Origin of the sequence: Streptomyces sp. 5K101 (genome assembly GCF_046506645.1) — a bacterium.
Lineage (GTDB): Bacteria > Actinomycetota > Actinomycetes > Streptomycetales > Streptomycetaceae > Streptomyces.
Genome location: NZ_JBKFFO010000042.1, coordinates 1 through 17950, shown reverse-complemented (window position 1 = coordinate 17950; position 17950 = coordinate 1). Strand labels below are relative to the sequence as shown.

At 69.1% G+C, this 17950-nt stretch carries 17 protein-coding genes and 2 pseudogenes; 16 read left to right on the top strand and 3 right to left on the bottom strand.

Annotated features, from left to right (window positions below):
* Positions 1-435 precede the first annotated feature (435 nt).
* Together ACLB9X_RS33625 and ACLB9X_RS33620 are read left to right on the top strand one after the other, a co-directional pair.
* Positions 436-606: a hypothetical protein gene (locus tag ACLB9X_RS33625; RefSeq protein ID WP_410364222.1), complete on the top strand. Its 171-nt coding sequence runs from the start codon at positions 436-438 to the stop codon at positions 604-606.
* A 274-nt stretch (positions 607-880) separates the two neighbouring features.
* The gene (locus ACLB9X_RS33620) at positions 881-1129 is read left to right on the top strand and encodes a hypothetical protein (protein ID WP_410364221.1); all 249 of its coding nucleotides are present in this window, start codon (positions 881-883) and stop codon (positions 1127-1129) included.
* A gap of 265 nt (positions 1130-1394) precedes the next feature.
* On the opposite strand, the gene ACLB9X_RS33615 is transcribed toward ACLB9X_RS33620, so the two are convergent.
* Positions 1395-1877 (bottom strand): hypothetical protein, encoded by a 483-nt coding sequence (locus tag ACLB9X_RS33615; RefSeq protein WP_410364220.1) that lies wholly within the window; start codon positions 1875-1877, stop codon positions 1395-1397.
* A gap of 41 nt (positions 1878-1918) precedes the next feature.
* Between ACLB9X_RS33615 and ACLB9X_RS33610 the strand changes: the two are divergent.
* A pseudogene (locus tag ACLB9X_RS33610) lies at positions 1919-2242 on the top strand (transposase); the annotation flags it as partial.
* Between the two features lie 207 nt (positions 2243-2449).
* Here the strand turns inward: ACLB9X_RS33610 and ACLB9X_RS33605 are convergent.
* Positions 2450-2995: a TetR/AcrR family transcriptional regulator gene (locus tag ACLB9X_RS33605; protein WP_410364223.1), complete on the bottom strand. Its 546-nt coding sequence runs from the start codon at positions 2993-2995 to the stop codon at positions 2450-2452.
* Positions 2996-3236: 241 nt separating this feature from the next.
* Between ACLB9X_RS33605 and ACLB9X_RS33600 the strand changes: the two genes are divergently transcribed.
* The 9 genes and pseudogenes from ACLB9X_RS33600 (at position 3237) to ACLB9X_RS33560 (ending at position 14753) form a co-directional block, all read left to right on the top strand.
* Complete coding sequence (locus ACLB9X_RS33600; RefSeq protein ID WP_410364219.1) at positions 3237-5783, top strand: beta-glucosidase; 2547 nt, start codon at positions 3237-3239, stop codon at positions 5781-5783.
* A gap of 76 nt (positions 5784-5859) precedes the next feature.
* Positions 5860-7158 carry an extracellular solute-binding protein gene (locus ACLB9X_RS33595; protein ID WP_410364218.1) on the top strand — a complete coding sequence of 433 codons (1299 nt, stop codon included), beginning with the start codon at positions 5860-5862 and terminating at the stop codon, positions 7156-7158.
* A gap of 37 nt (positions 7159-7195) precedes the next feature.
* Entirely contained in the window at positions 7196-8179 is a 984-nt protein-coding gene (locus ACLB9X_RS33590; RefSeq protein WP_410364217.1) for a carbohydrate ABC transporter permease, read from the top strand.
* Positions 8180-8184: 5 nt separating this feature from the next.
* The gene (locus ACLB9X_RS33585) at positions 8185-9072 is read left to right on the top strand and encodes a carbohydrate ABC transporter permease (protein WP_410364216.1); all 888 of its coding nucleotides are present in this window, start codon (positions 8185-8187) and stop codon (positions 9070-9072) included.
* A 76-nt stretch (positions 9073-9148) separates the two neighbouring features.
* The gene (locus ACLB9X_RS33580) at positions 9149-11428 is read left to right on the top strand and encodes a discoidin domain-containing protein (protein ID WP_410364215.1); all 2280 of its coding nucleotides are present in this window, start codon (positions 9149-9151) and stop codon (positions 11426-11428) included.
* Positions 11429-12140: 712 nt separating this feature from the next.
* Positions 12141-12392 (top strand): annotated as a pseudogene (locus tag ACLB9X_RS33575) (LexA family protein); the annotation flags it as partial.
* A gap of 43 nt (positions 12393-12435) precedes the next feature.
* A complete protein-coding gene (locus ACLB9X_RS33570; RefSeq protein ID WP_410364214.1) occupies positions 12436-13287 on the top strand; it encodes a GntR family transcriptional regulator in 852 nt (283 codons plus the stop codon).
* A gap of 390 nt (positions 13288-13677) precedes the next feature.
* Entirely contained in the window at positions 13678-14091 is a 414-nt protein-coding gene (locus ACLB9X_RS33565) for a hypothetical protein (protein ID WP_410364213.1), read from the top strand.
* 260 nt (positions 14092-14351) lie between these two features.
* Entirely contained in the window at positions 14352-14753 is a 402-nt protein-coding gene (locus tag ACLB9X_RS33560; RefSeq protein ID WP_410364212.1) for a hypothetical protein, read from the top strand.
* Between the two features lie 91 nt (positions 14754-14844).
* Here the strand turns inward: ACLB9X_RS33560 and ACLB9X_RS33555 are convergent, their stop codons facing one another.
* Positions 14845-15054 (bottom strand): hypothetical protein, encoded by a 210-nt coding sequence (locus ACLB9X_RS33555; protein ID WP_410364211.1) that lies wholly within the window; start codon positions 15052-15054, stop codon positions 14845-14847.
* A 461-nt stretch (positions 15055-15515) separates the two neighbouring features.
* On the opposite strand from ACLB9X_RS33555, the gene ACLB9X_RS33550 reads away from it, so the two are divergent.
* The 4 genes from ACLB9X_RS33550 (at position 15516) to ACLB9X_RS33535 (ending at position 17861) form a co-directional block, all read left to right on the top strand.
* Entirely contained in the window at positions 15516-16211 is a 696-nt protein-coding gene (locus ACLB9X_RS33550) for an ISAs1 family transposase (RefSeq protein ID WP_410364210.1), read from the top strand.
* 268 nt (positions 16212-16479) lie between these two features.
* Positions 16480-16911, top strand: coding sequence for a helicase associated domain-containing protein (locus tag ACLB9X_RS33545; RefSeq protein WP_410364209.1), 432 nt, complete (start codon positions 16480-16482; stop codon positions 16909-16911).
* Complete coding sequence (locus ACLB9X_RS33540; protein ID WP_410364208.1) at positions 16842-17186, top strand: helicase associated domain-containing protein; 345 nt, start codon at positions 16842-16844, stop codon at positions 17184-17186. The genes ACLB9X_RS33545 and ACLB9X_RS33540 overlap by 70 nt, the downstream gene beginning before the upstream one ends.
* A 384-nt stretch (positions 17187-17570) precedes the next feature.
* Positions 17571-17861 carry a transposase gene (locus ACLB9X_RS33535; protein ID WP_410364207.1) on the top strand — a complete coding sequence of 97 codons (291 nt, stop codon included), beginning with the start codon at positions 17571-17573 and terminating at the stop codon, positions 17859-17861.
* The last annotated feature ends 89 nt before the right edge of the window (positions 17862-17950 follow it).

Genomic DNA, 17950 nt, shown 5'->3' with positions numbered 1-17950 from the left:
GGCCACAGCGTTCACCGACGCCCTCACGGCCATCACCGCACTGCCACGACACGGCTGACCCCACTGCCACCGTCCCTACGACCAGGAACCCGGAGAGGCCGGCAGACCGGCAGGTTCCGCACGCCCTCATCCCACCCAGCACAACGGCAGCCAGCAACACCGGACTACAGCCCACAACAACATCACCGACCGGTGGATCCGGGCTAAGACGGCGGTGCACTGACAGTGCAGTTCGCAATGGCCCCAACGCGGCGTGCCGTCCTAGCCTGGCCGCGTTCAATCAGAACGTCCCCGCCTGAGGGCTCTAGTTGGGATCCACACACCGTTCGGTGAGGCGAGTCTGCGCGGTCCGTGTCGTCGGCATGACGAGGCGGTCCCCCTGTCGCGCAGGCATCTCGCGCTTCTCGAGCCCCGTCTTCCAAGAGAGGAATCTCCTTGACCAAGCAGACTTTCGAGGGTGTCTCGGCGAACTCCCCGGCCACGATCAGCGTTGCCCTCTCCGGCCTGTACAGCGCGTGGGCCGGCACCACCCGCCCACAGACCACGCCGCGCGCCGAACCGCCCCACGACAGTCGCGCTCCAGCAGGCGAAGAAGCCCGCCCCTGACAGGAAGCAACGCGGGAGAACGCCGGTAGCAGGCGTCCGACCCGCTCCAAGGACGTCGAGGCCACGGCCTGGCGCCCTGCGGCCGATCGGGGCTTGCGGGGCTAACACCCGGCCGCCGCACCCCGCCCTCGGCGACCCCGGAAGCCCCTCCGCTCCCCCAGCGGTAACAAACCGAGCTGCTGTCCCATGGCCAGCCCCCAGACACAAGGGTTGCCGGTGCTCCACGCTCCACCGCTGCACGCGACAGCCGCGTGCCCGACACGAAAGAAAGACCATGACCACCGCCCACGACCCCATCGACGCCACATCCCAGCAGCCCACTCCCGCGCCCGGGGCTGCCGATGATCCGGGGCCACTGCTCAGTTCCCACGCTGCCCTCGTGTTCCTGGCGGCTGTGGTCATCGGGGCCTTCGTCGGCTGCCTCACTCGCGCCGCCGGCCACGGTCTGGCCGAGTCCGCGCTTGCCGGGCTCATCGGCGCCGGGGCGAGCACCCCCGTGCTGCACCGGCTTATCGGGCACTGATGCCCAGGCCGAGCGAAGGTCCGCCGACCCCACGCTTCGCGTCCCCCACCGGCCGGAAGGGAGCCGGTAAGCCGCCCTGAGGCGGCGGAATCCCTGGCCCGCCGTGTCACGCTCGCCCGGCCCCCCGCCACCCGCTGCAGGATTAGACGGGCGCCCGGGCCGGGCCTCGGCCGGGGCCGGCAAGAGGGCAGCCCCCTGACGGGAACAGCAAGCGGCATGGCCGGGCCCCTGACGGGACCCAGGAGCGCCGTGTGCAGACCTGGGCCTACCAACCCCCGGGCGAGCCGGGAATGCCCCTGCACGACTCACTCCCGGGCCCGCAGGGCGGCGGTTGAGTCGAACAAGTCATCGCCCGCGGATAAGACTCCAACGGCGGCGGGCTCTCGAAGGGCGCCGGCTGCTGCGGGCAGCCGGTGAGGAACTGCTGCCGGGTAAAGAATCCATCGATCACGACCGTGCGGCAGGCAATGTCGGCGCGTCGCCACCCGGTTGAGGGATCGAGGTGCAGGACCGCTGTCATGGGATCCCGGTCCTCGGCGCGCACCTTGGACTTGTCCCAGCTCGTCTGCTCCCGGGTCTCCAGAGCGGGCGTGAACTGGTATTGCCCACCGCCATACAGCAGCAGGCCGTCAACCAGCGGCTGTCCATCCGCCGCCGGGTGGAGGATGCAGGCGAAGGCAATGGGCCTGTCCTTCCACCAGAGGATGCGCCGGTCGGCCGGGCTACCTGCTCGAGTCTCCTTGTTCATCGCGATAGCCGTCCCCCACGCCTGCACCAGAGTGCCGCGCAGTCCGTGAACGGGCCCGTCGATTAGAGGAACCGACCCTGGTGGTGCTGGACACGCAGAGTGTCCACGTGGCCGCCGGGGTCCCCGCCTCAACGACCGGCCGGGACCCGGCGAAGAAGGTGCCGGGCCGCAAGCGGGGCCTGGCCGTCGACGTGCTCGGGCTGGTCATCGCCGTCATCGTCCTCGCCGCGAACACGCACGACAACGTCGCGGGCATCGCCCAGCTGGACCAGGTCACCGAGCACACCGGCGGCACAGTTGAGAAGGCCCTGGCCGATCAGGGTTTCAAGAACCAGGTCGTCGCGCACGGAGCCGGCCTGGGCATACGCCGTCCAGCCGCCCAGGTCCACAGTCGCGGTGCCCCACGAGCAGCCGGGCGATGTGCTAGGCGACCGGGAAGCGCGATTCCTGCACGAGGATCATGGCCCGCTCGGCGCGTTCTTCGGCGGCCGCGCGGGCTGCGTGCTCGCGAGCGACTTCGGGGGTGCGGCGCTCGCCGGGCTCGCAGGCCTGCTCCGCCTTCAGCCGCTGCTTCAGGCGGGTTTGTCGGCCAGTTCGGCCAGGAGTGCGGTGATTACGCGGTCGGTGGAGGCGGCCATGTCGACGGAGCCGGGGGCGAGCAGCCACTGGATCTGGAGGCCGTCCATGACGGCGATGATCGCGTTGGCTGCTTCGTCGATGTTGACGTCGGCGCGTACCTCGCCGAGTTCGCACGCCTCCGCCAGCGCGGCGGCGACGTCGGAGCGTAGGTTCTCGTAGCGTTCGCGGAAGTACTCCTGGGCGGGGTGGCCTTCGGTGGTGCTCTCCGCCGACAGCACGGCGTACAGGCGCACGATGCCCTCGCGTTCGGCGTTGCGGCGCATGGTGTCCACCAGGTGGTGCAGGAAGGCCAGGCCGCGAGGGCGCTCCAGGTCCTGATCGGTGTCCGTCTCGTCGCGCAGCTGCAGGACGCTGGCGAGCAGCAACGTCTTGGAGCGGAAGTAGTGCAGCACGCCGGCCTGCGTGACTCCGGCGCGGTCGGCGATCTCCTGCAGGGAGGCGTTGTTATAGCCGCGGGCGGCGAAGGTGTCCATGGCGATCCGGAGGATCTCCTGCCGTCGCTGCTGGGCTTTGAGGCTCTTGGCGGGGCGTGGCTGCCGCTCCCCGTTCGGCGTGCTCTCGCTCACCCCGCGGAGTCTACGGGTCTGTCGATCAGTGGTCACCTGTCGATCAAACCCGGAAAAGAACTTACGAACAAGAGCTTACTAAGTACTTAGTAAGTGTGCTTTCCTGCTGCCGTTCCGCCCGCTTCGTGCCGCGCTGCGGCCTGGAAGGACGAGTATGAGCCGCCCTGCCCTCCCTGATGACACCGAGCTGTCCGACCGCATCCAGACGCTGGATCTTGAGTCGAAGGTCCGTCTGCTGACGGGTGCCAACGTGTGGAGACTCCCGGCCGAGTCCCGCCTCGGACTGTCGGCGGTGACGATGTCCGACGGCCCGCAGGGAGTGCGCGGAACCGGTGAGGACCCCGGCGCCACCGGCATGCTGGCTCCGGCTCCGAGCGCACTGGCGGCCGCCTGGGACACCGCGCTCGCCGAACGCCTGGGGGCCCTGTTCGCGACGGAGGCGCGCCGCAAGGGCATCGATGTCGTCCTTGGCCCGGTGGTGAATCTCCAACGCACCCCGGTCGCCGGGCGGCACTTCGAGTACTTCTCCGAGGATCCGCTGCTCACCGGCACCCTCGCCGGGGCCCTCGTACGCGGCCTGCAGAGCCGGGGCGTGGGCGCGTGCCTGAAGCACTTCGTGGCGAACGACTCCGAGACCGACCGCACCCGCTACCGCTCCCGGCTCGATGAGCGGACCCTGCGTGAGGTCTACCTGGCCCCGTTCGAGCAGGTCCTCGTCGAAGCCGCGCCCTGGAGTGTGATGGCCGCCTACTCGGGCGTCGACGACGGCACCGAGTCGGCACCGATGACCGAGAACGCGTACCTGCTGCGCGGGGTGCTGAAGGAGGAGTGGGGTTTCTCCGGGCCCGTGGTCAGTGACTGGGCCGCCACCCGCTCGACCGTGGCCTCCGCTGTCGGCGGCCTCGACCTGGTCATGCCCGGACCCGACCCTCTGTGGGGCGAGCCTCTGGTGGCGGCCGTGCGCGCGGGCGAGGTGGCCGAGCGGCTCATCGACGACAAGGTGCTGCGGCTGCTGCGCCTGGCCCGGCACACCGGCCGGCTCGGCGACCCCGGGAAGAACCCCGCGCCGCCCACCGCGCAGGCGGGGCCCGGGGAGGGGGAGTTCCGTCTCCTGCGTGAGGTCGCGGCTCGCGGCATGGTGCTGCTCCGCAACGAGACAGATCTGCTGCCACTGGCGCCGGAAGGCATCCGCAGCGTCGCGCTGATCGGCCCCAACGCCGTGACGCCCTACCTCCAGGGCGGCGGCAGCGCCTTCGTCCCAGCGGTGCGCACGGTGTCATTCGAGGACGGGCTGCGCGCCGCACTCCCAGAAGACGTGCGCCTGTCCGTGCACCGGGGCGGCGACTCCCGCCTGCGCCCGCCGTTCCTATCCGCAACACTGCTCATCGATCCCGACACCGGCGCCGCCGGCGTGCGCGCCGACCACCTCGACGCCGACGGCAACCGCGTCGGTGGCGAGATACGCCTCTCCGGTGACTGGAGCGGATACACCGCTTTCGGGCCGGCGACGCACCGTGTGGTGCTGCGAACCGTGCTGACCCTCACCGAGCCGGGGACACACCGCCTGGAGATCGGCTGCGTCGGCCGCTACGGGGTGACCGTGGACGGAGAGGAGGTCCTCTCCGGGGACGACGACCGGGGCGTGGAGCTGATCCTCGACTCCACTCACAACAACCCGCCGCTGCGGGGCATCGACCTGGAGGTGGGTCCGCAGCCGCGCCGGATCGCCCTCGGTATCCACCTCACTGTGGTCGAGCCCGGCGCCTACGACCGCTTCGTCACCGCCCAGCTGCGCCACGCCCCGCCCGGGCCCAGCCCGTACGAGGAGATCGCCGAGGCCGCCGCCGCGGCCCAGGCGGCCGACGTCGCCGTGGTCGTCGTGGGCACCAACGAAGAGGTCGAGTCCGAGGGCTGGGACCGTACCGGGCTCGACCTGCCCGGCCACCAGAACGACCTGGTACGCAAGGTGCTGGCCGCCAACCCACGCACCATCGTGGTCGTCAACGCCGGAGCCCCGGTGCTGCTGCCCTGGGCCGACGAAGCCCCCGCTCTGCTGTGGGCGTGGCTGCCGGGCCAGGAGGCCGGGCACGCACTGGCCGATGTCCTGCTCGGCCGGATCGAGCCGTCGGGTCGTCTGCCGTGGACGCTGCCCGCCCGTGCGGAGGACGTCCCCGTCCCCGACGCCCGCCCCCGCGACGGCATCGTGGACTACAGCGAGGGCGTCCACGTCGGTCACCGGTCCTGGGACCGGGCAGGGCTCGTCCCGGCCTTTCCGTTCGGCCACGGTCTGGGCTGGACCCGGTGGACGTACGAGTCCGTGGCCCTCTCCCCGTCTCCCGTCTCCGCCACTCTGCCCAGCCCCGCGGGCGGAGACGGGCTCAACCTGACCGTGGAGCTGACCAATACTGGCCCCCGGGCCAGCCGTGAGGTCGTCCAGGTCTATCTGGAGCCGCCGCACGACGGCCCCGACCGGCCGGTGCGCCTGCTCGCCGGCTTCGCCGCCGTTCAGGCGGCACCGGGCGCCCGCGTCACAGCCGAGGTACGCGTGCCCGCCCGTCCCTTCCAGATCTGGGACAGCGAGGCTCGCGCGTGGCGCACTCCGCCCGGCCGCTACCGCCTCCGCGTCGGACGCTCCAGCCGTGACCTACATCTCACGGCCGAGGTGACCGTCGACGACGGCCGCCTGCACCCCGCAGGCTGACCCACTCGGTCGCCCAGTCCTTTTGCCCCAGCCACCCCCCGTGCCCTGTTCAGCACGACCGCAAGGAGCCGCAACCATGCACACCACCCGTCCCACCGCCAGAACCCTCCAGATAGCCTGCGCCACCGTCGCGGCGGCCCTGCTGGCCACCGGCTGCGGCCGGAGCGAGGACTCCGGTCCCGGCAAGGACGACCCCGCGAAGATCAGCAGCGGCAAGGCCAAGGGCAAGGTCGTCATGTGGTCCATGGGCGACGAGGGCGACAAGGACCTGCAGAGCCTGGCGAAGAAGTTCGAGCAGCAGAACCCGGACGCCGACGTCCACATCACCGCGGTGCCCTGGGACGCCGCCCACGAGAAGCTGACCACCGTGATCGCCGGCGGCAACACCCCGGACATGTCCATCATCGGATCCACCTGGATGGCCGAGATGGCCGCCATGAACGGCTTCCAGGCCACCCCGACGTCGATCGACTCGGCGGACTTCTACCCCGGTCAGTGGGACACCACGAAGTACAAGGACACCTCGTACGGGGTGCCGTTCGTCGCGGACACCTCGGTGATCTACTACCGCACCGACCTCACCGCCAAGGCCGGCATCAAGGCCGCCCCCGCCACGGACTGGGACGGCTATTTGAAGGACCTCGAGGCCATCCAGGCCACCGCGGGCAAGCAGAACCCCAAGCTGCACTACGCCGCAGGAACGCAGATCGGCTTCAATGCCTGGCTGTTCTGGCTCCCGGTGGTGTGGCAGCACGGCGGCGACATCTACGACGCGGAGACCAAGAAGTTCACCTTCGACTCGCCCGAGGTCACCAAGGCGCTGGAGTACTACGCCGACGTCTTCAAGCAGCACATGGCACCGACCGACAAGACGGACAACAAGCTGAACCTCCAGAACGGAGTGATCGCCACCCTCCAGCAGGGCCCCAGCACCGGCGGCAACCTGCACAAGGACGTGCCGGAACTGGACAGCAAGTGGAAGACCATGCCGCTGCCGTACGCCGAGCAGCCCGCCGGACTCGCGGGCGGCAGCGACCTGGCGGTGTTCAAGGACGCCAAGAACGCCGACGCTGCATGGAAGTTCGTGCAGTTCCTCACCGAGCCCGCCAACCTCGCCACCTATGCCAAGGCGTCCGGGAACCTGCCCGCCTCCCCCGAGGCGTGGACGGAGGCCAAGCTGAATGAGGACGAGAAGATGAAGGCGTTCGCCGAGCAGTTGAAGGTCACCAAGGCGCCGCCCGCGATCACGACCTGGCAGCAGATCGCCGACACCATCGACTCGGAGCTCGAGAAGCTCGCCTACGGCAAGGCCACCGTCGCAGAGGTGCAGAAGACCCTGCAGTCCAAGGCCACCAGCATCGGCACCGGCCGCTGAGCGCCGCCCCCCCCGTGAGCAACCCTCGTACGGATGGATGACCTCCATGTCCACGAACACTCTCCCGGAGAAGGGCGACACGCGCGCGCCGCAGCCCCCGCGGCCGCGGCGCGCGGACCGCCGCATCTTCTCGCTCAGGCAGACCGCCGGGGCTCGGCAGACCCGCGCCGCGTGGGTCCTCGCTGTGCCGTTCCTCGCCCTGTTCCTCGCCTTCATGCTGCTGCCGGTGGCCTGGTCGCTGCTGATGAGCCTGACTGACACCAAGAGCGCCGACCTGCGCACACCGCTGAACGTGGGGTTCATCGGCTTCGACAACTACGCGCGGCTGTTCGAGGACCCCCAGTTCCTCACCGCCCTGAGCAACACCGCCGTGTTCGTCCTGGTCAGCCTGCCCCTGACACTGGCCGCCGGGCTCGCCGCGGCGGTGGCCCTCAACAGCGGCATCCAGCGCTTCCGGGCCGTCTTCCGGCTCGGCTTCTACCTCCCGGTGATCACCAGCATCGTGGCCGTCGCCGTGGTGTGGAAGACGCTGCTCGAACCCCGCGCGGGACTGGTGAACGCCGTCCTGGGCTGGTTCGGGATCGACGGCCCCGCATGGCTGGCCGACACCCGCTTCGCCCTGCCGGTCATGATCGTCATGGCGGTGTGGCGGAACCTCGGCACCGTCATGATCATCATGCTGGCGGGCCTGCAGTCCGTGCCCCACTCCCTGATGGAGGCGGCCGAACTCGACGGCGCCGGGTCCTGGCAGCGGTTCTGGCGCATCACCTTTCCCCTCCTGCGCCCGGCCCTGCTGCTGACCGCCGTGACCACCGGCATCGGCTATCTGCAGTTCTTCGACGAGCCGTTCGTCATGACCGACGGCGGCCCGCTCGACTCCACCCTGTCGGCCACGCTGTACGCCTACAAACAGTTCGGCAACGGCAACTACGACGTCGCCTCAGCCGCCGGCTACGTCGTCTTCGTCCTCATCGTCGCGCTGACCGTGCTGCAGTTCCGAGTGCTGCGAGACAAGGACTGATACCCATGAGCACCCTCGCCACCCGTGGGACGGAGCACGCCGGTACGGACCGGGCACTGCGGCGCCGCCGCATCCGACAGACTTGGGGCCAACCGTGGCTGTACCTGCCGCTCACCGCCGTCCTGCTGCTGATGATCTCGCCTTTCCTGTGGATGCTGTCCGGGTCCTTCAAACCCGAGGCGGACATTCGCAAGGTGCCGCCCGTCCTGATCCCCACCAGTCCCACGACCGCCAACTACCGCGAACTGTTCAGCAGTCTCGACTTCACCGCCATGTTCGCCAACTCCGTGGTCGTGGCTCTGGCCGTCACCGCCGGGAACCTGGTCTTCTGCTCGATGCTCGGCTACGCCCTGGCCAAGCTGGAATTCCGCGGACGGCGCGGCGTCTTCACCCTGGTGATCGCCACCCTCATGGTGCCGGGCCTGGTCACCTTCGTACCGCTGTTCGTCGTGGTGACCAACCTGGGACTGAGCGGCTCCCTGCTCGGGCTGATCCTGCCGTTCCTGGCCACCCCCTTCGGGGTGTTCCTGATGCGGCAGTTCATCTCCACCCTGCCCGACGAACTCATCGACGCCGCCCGCGTCGACGGCTGCCGCGAGCTGGCGATCTTCTGGAAGGTCGTCCTGCCCCTGACGAAACCCGCGCTCGCCACGCTGGGGATCATCACCTTCCTCGGTTCCTGGAACAACTTCCTGTGGCCGCTGGTCTTGGCCCAGAACGAGAGCCAGTACACGCTGCCGGTCGGACTCGCCCTGGCCAGCAGCGGCCAGGACTTCACCCTCTTCGGCATCCTCCTCGCCGGAGCCGTCGTCGTCCTGCTCCCGGTGATGATCGTCTTCCTCGTCTTCCAGCGGCAGTTCATCGCCGGTATCGCCACCACCGGCCTGAAGTGACCCCCGCTCCGGCGCCCTGTCCTGGCCCCCACGCGCCGGCTTCGCACCACGCAGTCATGCATACAAGGAGCCGCACATGAGACCCACCCTTCGGGCCGATCGCGCCGCCCGGCCACCGCGCCGGGCCGCCCTGACCACCGCCGCGGCGATGCTCGCGGCCCTCCCGGTCCTTCCGTCAGCCACACCGGCCGCCGCCGAGGCCGCGCCCGCCAAGGCATCGGTCTTGCTCACGAACCCGTCCACCAAGACGTACCTGTCCCAACAACCCTCCGTGGCCTGGAAGACGGGACCCGCGCCGTCCGGCTCCTCCGCCTCGACGATCACCGTTGACACCACCCGCAAGTACCAGCCGATGACCGGCTTCGGAGCCTCGTTCACCGACTCCTCCGCCTGGCTGGTCGGCACCAAGCTCGACAGCCCGCAGCGTGACGCCCTGATGCGCGACCTGTTCAGCCGCCGCGACGGCATCGGCCTGAGCGTCCTGCGCCAGCCCATGGGCGCCACCGACTTCACCGTGGGCGGCAACTACTCCTACGACGACATGTCCGCCGGCACGACCGACCCCACGCTGGCGCACTTCTCGATCGACCACGACCGGTCGTACACCATTCCCCTGCTGAAGCAGGCGGGCAGGATCAACCCGCAGCTGACCGTCATGGCCACCCCGTGGAGCGCGCCGGGATGGATGAAGACCAGCGACTCGATGGTCAAGGGTCAGCTCAAGCCGGACGCCTACCAGGTGTACGCCGACTACTTCGCGAAGTTCCTCAAGGCATACGCGGCGGCCGGCGTGCCGGTGCGCTACATCACCCCGCAGAATGAGCCGCTGTACGAGCCGTCGACGTACCCGGGCATGTCCATGCCCGCGGACCAGGCGAAGACCTTCGTCACCCGCCACCTGGCCCCGACGCTCAAGGCTCAGGGCCTGTCCACCCGCATCCTCGGCTACGACCACAACTGGGACGTCACCAGCTACCCCGAGTCCTTGTACGCCGACCCGGCCTCCGCCCGGCAGGTCGCCGGCACGGCCTGGCACTGCTACGCCGGCGACGTACTGGCGCAGTCGGTGGTCCACAACGACTACCCCAACGAGCCCGCCTTCCAGACCGAGTGCTCCGGCGGCGGCTGGGAGGGCGACGAGCGGGGCAGCTTCGCCGGCGCGATGGACAACGTCATCAACGGACCCCGGAACTGGGCCCGGAGCATCGTCCGCTGGAACCTCGCCCTGGACGCCGACAACGGGCCCACCAACAACGGATGCCTCGCCTGCCGCCCCGTGGTGACCGTCGCCCAGGATGCCGACGGCACGTGGACGTACAAGCCGACGGCCGACTACTGGGCGCTCGCCCAGGCCAGCAAGTTCGTCCGGCCCGGCGCGCACCGGGTCGCCTCCAACACCCTGGGCAAGGGCAGCATCGAGGACGTCGCGTTCACCAACCCGGACGGCTCCACCGCGCTGGTCACCTTCAACTCCGGCAGCACGGCCCGCACCTTCCACGTCCGCTGGGGCTACCGCTACTTCACCCACACCCTGGCCGCGGGAGCGGCCGCGACCTTCACCTGGACCGGCGAGCAGCACGGCAGAACCTCTCCCGCCGCCATCGGCTCGGTCGACATCCCCTTCCGCAACCCCGACGGCAGCAAGGCGCTGATCACATACGACAGCGGCCTGCTCGCCCGGCAGGCCCAGGTACGCATCGGCGACCAGTGGCTCGGCCACACTCTGCCCACCGGCGCGTCCTTCACCCCGCCCACCGATGAAGTGGCCCTGCCCCGCGACGGCTGGCAGGCATCGGCCTCGGCGAGCAGCACGGACGACCCGCCGTCCAAGGCCATCGACGGCGACCCCGCCACGCGGTGGAGCTCCGGACACGGCATGCAGCCCGGGGACTGGTTCCAGGTCGACCTGGGCTCGAAGCGGACGTTCAGCCAGATCGTCCTGGACAGCACCGCCTCGTCCGGCGACTTCGCCCGGCAGTACGAGGTGTACACCTCCGACGACGGCACCACCTGGGGCCAGCCCATCGCCACAGGCCCCGGCACCACCGTGACCTGCATCCTGCTGCCCACCACCACCGCCCGCTACATCCGCGTCGTCAACAAGGCCAGCTCCGGCAGCTGGTGGTCCATCCACGACCTCTCCGTCCTCGCCCCCGACGGCAAGGCCACCATAAACCCGGGCCCGACCAAGGGCCTTCAGCGCACGAACGCTCAACTGTCCGACGGAACCCGGCTATCTGTGACATACAACGCCAGCACCCGCACCGCCGCCTTCGACGTCCCCTGGGGCGACACGACATACAGCTACCGACTGCCCGCCGGCGCCGCCGCGATCCTCACCACGCGGCCTGCCTGAACACAGGCAGCTGCCTCAACGGCGGGCGCAGGGACGCCCGCGAAGGGCCGAACACCCGACCTGGGCCCCGCGCGGAAAAGGAGAACCGCGCAGGGCCCTCCCTTTCCAAAGACGGCACGGCCCGCGGCCGTGCTGCGGCTTGCCAAGCGGACGCAGGCTGGCTCCGGTGCCAGTCCCGGCTGCCTGATGTATCTCAGGCGACACCCGAACGGACCGCCCGGAGGTACTACGGCCCGCGGATGGCCGCCTTCCTGCTGGTCACCTTCTTCGCCGCGATGGCCTTCGCCGGTTACGTCGTCGAGTTTGCCTTCGGCGACCTGGGCCTGATTCGTACCAAACCGACGCGAGGATCCCCGAAGAGGGGGTCTGCTGGAACTACACCACGTGGCTCAACATCCCCTTCCTGCTGTTGGCCGCAGTCCTGCTCGTCCGCTTCCGGCGACCCGGCGGCCCGGCGATGCTCCGGAGGCTGGACGGCTCGCCCGATTACATCGAACACGAGCACGACCGCATGTAGCACGGACACCATCACTGAGACGCGTCACGGCCTTCCCCCACGATGACCCCGATGACCAGCCGACATAGAGGAGCTGAGGCCTCACCGTCCGGGTCCCGGATAAGTATGAACCCAACGTGCAGGCCGGGCGCTCGGGCACAATGCCCCTCGGATTTGTCGCCAGAGTGCCCCAGGAATGCGGGAACCCGTCGGTTTCAGGTGTCCGGGGAAAGCATGATCGATGCAGCCATCTGCGACGGCGACGTGGTCACCGTACGGCGGCAGCAGGTCGCCCAGCCGGGCGACATCGTCGCCGCCATGCTCGACGGCGAAGCGACTGTGAAGAGGTTCCAGCGCGACGCGGCCGGCCACGCCTGGCTCGTCGCACACAATCCCAGGTTCCAGCCGCTCGCGGCCGACGATGCGGTCATCCTGGGCAAGGTCGTCGCCGCGATGCGCACCGTCTGACGATCCTGGCGGTGACACACGGACAGCCGCCCCCGCCCCGGCCGTGCTCTGGCCCACGGCCGAGACAGGAAGGGTCGCTGCAAACGGTAAGACCATGACCTTGCCGCTCGAAGACGACTCAAGACCGCCCTACCTTCAGGCGGCCGAGGTACTGCGCACCAGGATCCACAGCGGAGAGTACGCGGCCGGGAGCCGGCTGCCGTCGGCGCGACTGCTTCAAGAACGCTTCGGGGTATCCAGCTCAACCGTGCAGAACGCGCTGAGAGTGTTGAAGCGAGAGGGCCTGGTCTACTCCGTGCTCGGCCGGGGCAGCTACGTCAGCAGCACACACCCCGGCCTTCCGCCGGCACCCCGGACGGAGCCTTCCCTCCTCCCCGACGTCGCGGGCAACGACGAAAACGACCCCAGGCCCCCCTACGTCCGTACGGCCGACTTGCTCAGGGAGGAGATACGGTCCGGCAACCTCACACCGGGCGGCCGACTTCCCTCCGCGCGGGAACTCCAAGACCGCTTCGGCATCGCCAACTTGACCGCACAGAACGCGGTGCGGGTACTCAAACGCGAGGGCCTGGTCTACGCGGTCAAGGGCAAGGGCCTGTTCGTCCGCCGCTCCGCACGGCAGGACGAGCCCGGCCTTGGTGAGAGGGAGCCGTCAGCACAGCATGGTTCCTGGAGGCGGTCGCGAACCGATGAAGAACTCGCCGCAGACCTGACCGCCGCCGAGCAGCGCCTCGCTCGTGCAGCCGACGCCTACAACGCGGCCGGTGCCCAGCTCGACGCCCTCACCCGCGAGGCCTTGCGCCGCGGCATGCCGGTGCCGACGGCAGCGCGTGGAACGGACGCATCCAGCAGCCCTCGGCACGCGGTGCCCCTCCCTCCCAGGGCCTCGGTCTGATCCGAGAGCAGTCGATTCTCCGTTCCTGCCCAGAGGCGAGGCCCGACGGTGAACGATGGTGATCGTGACGCACGGGGATGTAGAAACCAGGCCGCCGCTCGACCGGACCGACGCCTCCACGGCCTTGGATACTGCCGTCCAGTGGTGGGGCGCCGATGTGCCGGAGGATCCAGGAGCGGGTGAGCTGGCACTGCTGCTGGACGAGGTCGTGGAACGTCTGCGCGGCGATATAAGCAACGAGCGGTCGCGGAGGGCCGCCAAGCCTCTGGCCCAGGCGGCCGAGGCACTGCGGGCAGTGGCCCGGCTCGGCAACCTCCTGCCGGCGATCTCGTTGTGGCACCTGAGGACCGCGCTGCCGAAGGCCGTTTCCTGCCCCGTGGAGCGTTCTTCATGCCGCTCCGCCACGGCCCGGGCGAGGGCAGCCCCTCCCGTCGGCCGGAACACCCGACCGGCCCCGGCCGCCCGTCGCCCCTGCCCTCCGCCGCCATCGGCGACAACGCGTTCCGGTTCCTCGCCAGCATCGTGGAGCCGGGCCTGGTCTGGCAGTACGACCTCAGCGACGAACGGCAGATCACCGGCGCACGGGTCTGGAGCGATGACGGATCGATCGTCCACCTCCACCCCGGCGGCACCGTGACCGAGACCGGCCCCCGCCCCCTGTGGGGCAACCTCGAAGCAGCCCACTCGATCTACCAGGACGCCGACAAACCCGGCCCGGACCGCTACGGCGTCACCATCGAGGACCGGAGCCAGCGCGTATGGCTCGACGCCCCCGACGGGCCAAGCTGGTCTCTGCGCCTGTAGCCCTTGAGCCCCGCCGGTCCGCGCCTTCCCTGTCGCGGATCGGCGGAAAGACTGAGCCCCGGCCCGTGGCCGGTGCTCAGTCGCGTCCCCCTGTCAAGTAGGCACGTTACCGACCGCCCCGGCGCTCATTTCAGTCAGTCGGCTGCGGCCAGCAGCCACCACCGCTCATCCGACCGGTTGGCCCCCTACCCAACTCACCGCTTTGGCGAGACCATCCACCCATGCGACCACGACACCTAGGCATCCTCGCCGCAGGCCTCATGATTGCTCTCATCCCGTCCCAGGCGCACGCAGCCGAGCATCACCACGCCTCGTCGGCAGACAGGCCCTCCACGGGCAAAGACTGGTATTGCACGGACAACGCCAATGACTACGCCGCCGGCTGCTTCGCCCCGGAAGGGGACTGGTTCCTCCTGGACGACAAGCGCGCCGACGGCTACTCCGTTGTCGTCTCCTGGCAGCTGTACAACGCGTTCGACGTCATGCAGCGCTCTGGGTTCATCTGGTACAGCGAGGGCGAAGGTGCGGGCTACGGGTACGAGAACATGGACTTCTACGAGGGCTACGGCTGGTACGTGCACTTCAAGGCCTGCCGCGGAAACCACAGCACGCACGATGTCCACCTCTCGACCTGCAGCGACTGGCGGGATGTCGGCGTCTGATAACCCCTACTTGTCACTTCGCCGTAGCTTCGGGAGCGCACCCCGACCCGAGGCGCAAACTAACGGCGGGGGAGCGGCGCGGGCTGCCGACTCACGTGAGACGGGACGCTCGGTGCCGGCGGCGGTCCCGAGGGGCCAGAGCCCCGAGCTGCTCCAGTCGCCGCAGCGGGTAGGCCACGGAGCTGCTGCTCCGCAGGCCGACAGCGGCGCCGATCTCGCGCACCGTCGGAGCCTCGCCCGTGTCGGCAATGTGGGCGCGGATGGCGGCGAGGATGCGGCGCTGGGTCTCACTCAGGTGCACACCCCAATAGGTGCCACGTTCGATTTTGGGTGCAAGTCTCCGAGGCGGACCAAACCCGCTCGGGTGTCGCCGGACAGCTGGGTCACGGCGACAGCCAGGCCCAGCACGAGAGGCGGGATGCGGCCCGGCTGAAGGCGGCCGACGCTGGAAGCATGAGGGCCATCTGGTCCGGCCTGACCCAGTTCGGGATGGTCGGGATCGTTATCTAGACTTGGTGTCCATCTGTGCAGGTCAGGCGACTGTTGCCTCTTGAGGGACGTGAGGTTATGAGCGTCAATGCAGCGGGTCAACGGCTGGGGTTCACTCTGACGGAAACTCGCAGCACCCGGGGGGTAGGGCTTCGGCGTAGTCGCGGCTTGAGTGGGTTTTCCCGATGTGTGCCGGCGGTGGCACGGACGCAGGACAGGCACGAGCTTCCAAGATCATGTGGGTGTCGAGTCCAGTGATCCCTACGGAAGTCCGTGCCTGCCGTCGTATCCTCTCCAATCCCGCCCGTCCTTGACCAACTCCGTGACCAGCCCGATGCCGCGGAACACGAACTGCTCGGGCTGCTGACCCGGTTGGCCGCTGTCCCCGATCCGCGCAAGCCTCGCGGTGTGCGCCACGGCCTGGTGTATGTACTGGCGCTGGCCGCCTGCGCCGTGCTGACCGGCGCGACCTCGCTCCTGGCCATCAGCGAGTGGGCTGCCGATGCGCCATCGGCGGTCCTGGACCGCATCGGCGCCCGTCGCTGCCCGTTGACCGGCATCCGGCCGGTGCCGTGCGAGACAACGATCCGCCGCACCCTGGCCCGCCTTGATGCCGATGCGCTTGACCGGGCGGTCGGCGCCTGGCTGGCCGATCGCCGCACTCAGCCCGGCCCGAAGACCCGCCGGGCAGTGGCGGTGGACGGCAAGAGCCTGCGCGGCGCCGCCAGAGCCGACGGCCGCAAGATCCACCTGCTGGCCGCACTCGACCACACCAGCCGTCTGGTCCTCGCCCAGCTGGACGTCGGAGACAAGACGAACGAGATCACGTGCTTCCAGCCCCTTCTGGACAACCTCGCCGACCTGGCCGACACGGTCGTGACCAGCGACGCCATGCACACCCAACGCGAACACGCCGAGTACCTCGCCTGTCGAGGCGCCCACTACATCGTGATCGTCAAAGGGAATTAGAAGAAGCTCCGCAAGCAGCTCAAAGCCCTTCCCTGGCAGTGGATTCCGCTCCAGAGCCGCATCCGCGAGAGCGGTCACGCCCGTGGCGAGATCCGCCGCATCAAGGTTTGCACCGTGAACAACCTGCTCTTCCCCGGCGCCAGCCAGGCCGTCCAGCTCAAGCGGCGCCGCCTGCACCGCAAGAGCGGCAAGGTCAGCATCAAGACCGTCTACGCGGTCACCAGCCTGAGCGCCGGGCAGGCCACTCCCGCCCAGCTCGCCAACATGCATGGTCTGGTCGCACTTCGACGCCAGCTTCGAAGAGGGCCTGGCCGCAGCCGCCGCCTGGGCCGACGAGCACGAAGTGGGCCTGGCCGCGCCCGTGGACGCCGTCGTCGGCGAGTACCCGGTAGGGCGCTGGCTGAAGAACCAGCGGGCGGCCGCGCGCCGGGCCGACGAGCTCGAACGCTGCCGCGCCGAGGGCCTGCCCGAGCCGGAGGGCGGCGCGGCTCCCCTGACCGACGAGCGGCCTCAGGCGCTGGAAGACATCGACCCCGGCTGGTGTCCGACGTGGAGCGTCGACTGGCAGCGCGCCTTCCGGCTCGCCTGGCTGCACATCAAGGCCGCGGCAGTCTGCCCGCCAAGGCCGGTGTGGCCATCGCGGACGGCGAGGACCTGGGCAAGTGGGCCGCCGCCCAGCGCACCGGTTTCAGCAGGCTGACGGCGACCCAGCAGTGGATGCTCACCAGCAAGCTGGACATCACCGCCGCGCCGGCCAAGCGCACCCGGGCCGAGATGTGGGCCCAGAACCTGGCCGCCGCACGGCAGTACCGAGAGCGTGAAGGGCACCTGGAAGTGCCGCGCAGCCACACCGAGCACGTGGGCGAGCAGGCCGTTCGGCTCGGTGCCTGGATCAGCCAGCAGCGGGTGAAGGCTGCGAAGCTGGCACCCGAGCGTGTGGAGGAGCTGACTGCCCTCGGGATGCGGTGGGCCTGATGGGAGCTGTCGTCCGTCGAGCGGGAACTTCAAGACCTGACGGGGCGTCTATATCTGCGTAGTCGGGGACATTGTGCTTTCACGGCCAGTGACGGTGCCCCCTCCCGCCAGCCCCAGGCGGTGGCGTTCTGCCATGAGCGCCAGCTTTATCTCTCCCAGAGATGGGAGGGGCAAAGCGAGAGGTTGAACATGGTGATTCAGGAACTTATGGAGGTTCTGTCAGTCGATTCACCCTGGCTTGACGTGATTCGACTAGGGCCTGTTCCAGGTTCGGATCATTGGTTTTGGGATTCGCCGGTGCCGGTCGGCTGGGCCTGGTGAGGGGCCACGAAGTTTCCGGACAGGGACCCAATAAGGTTGTCCTGAACAGCAAACGAGGAAGAAGTGGCGCCACCCAGTAAGTACTCGCCGGAGTTCCGCGAGGAAGCCGTCCAGATCGCGTTGAGGTCGAGCAAAACGATCTCCGCAGTCGCCCGGGAGCTTGAGCTGAATCCGGAGACGCTACGCGGCTGGGTCAAGAAGTACCAGAAGCAGCAGGAACCGGCTCCCGACGCGGAACTGACGGTGAACGAGCGGGCGCGCCTGAAGGAACTCGAACGACGCAACCGCGAGCTTGAGATGGAAGTTACCTTCCTGAAAAAAGCCGCAGCGTACTTCGCGAAGGATCCCCGGTAGCAAGCAAGTACGAGTTCATCGACGAGATGCGGCTCGACACCGAGGAGTACGCGTACAGCGTCGAGTTCATGTGCGGCCGACTCGGCGTA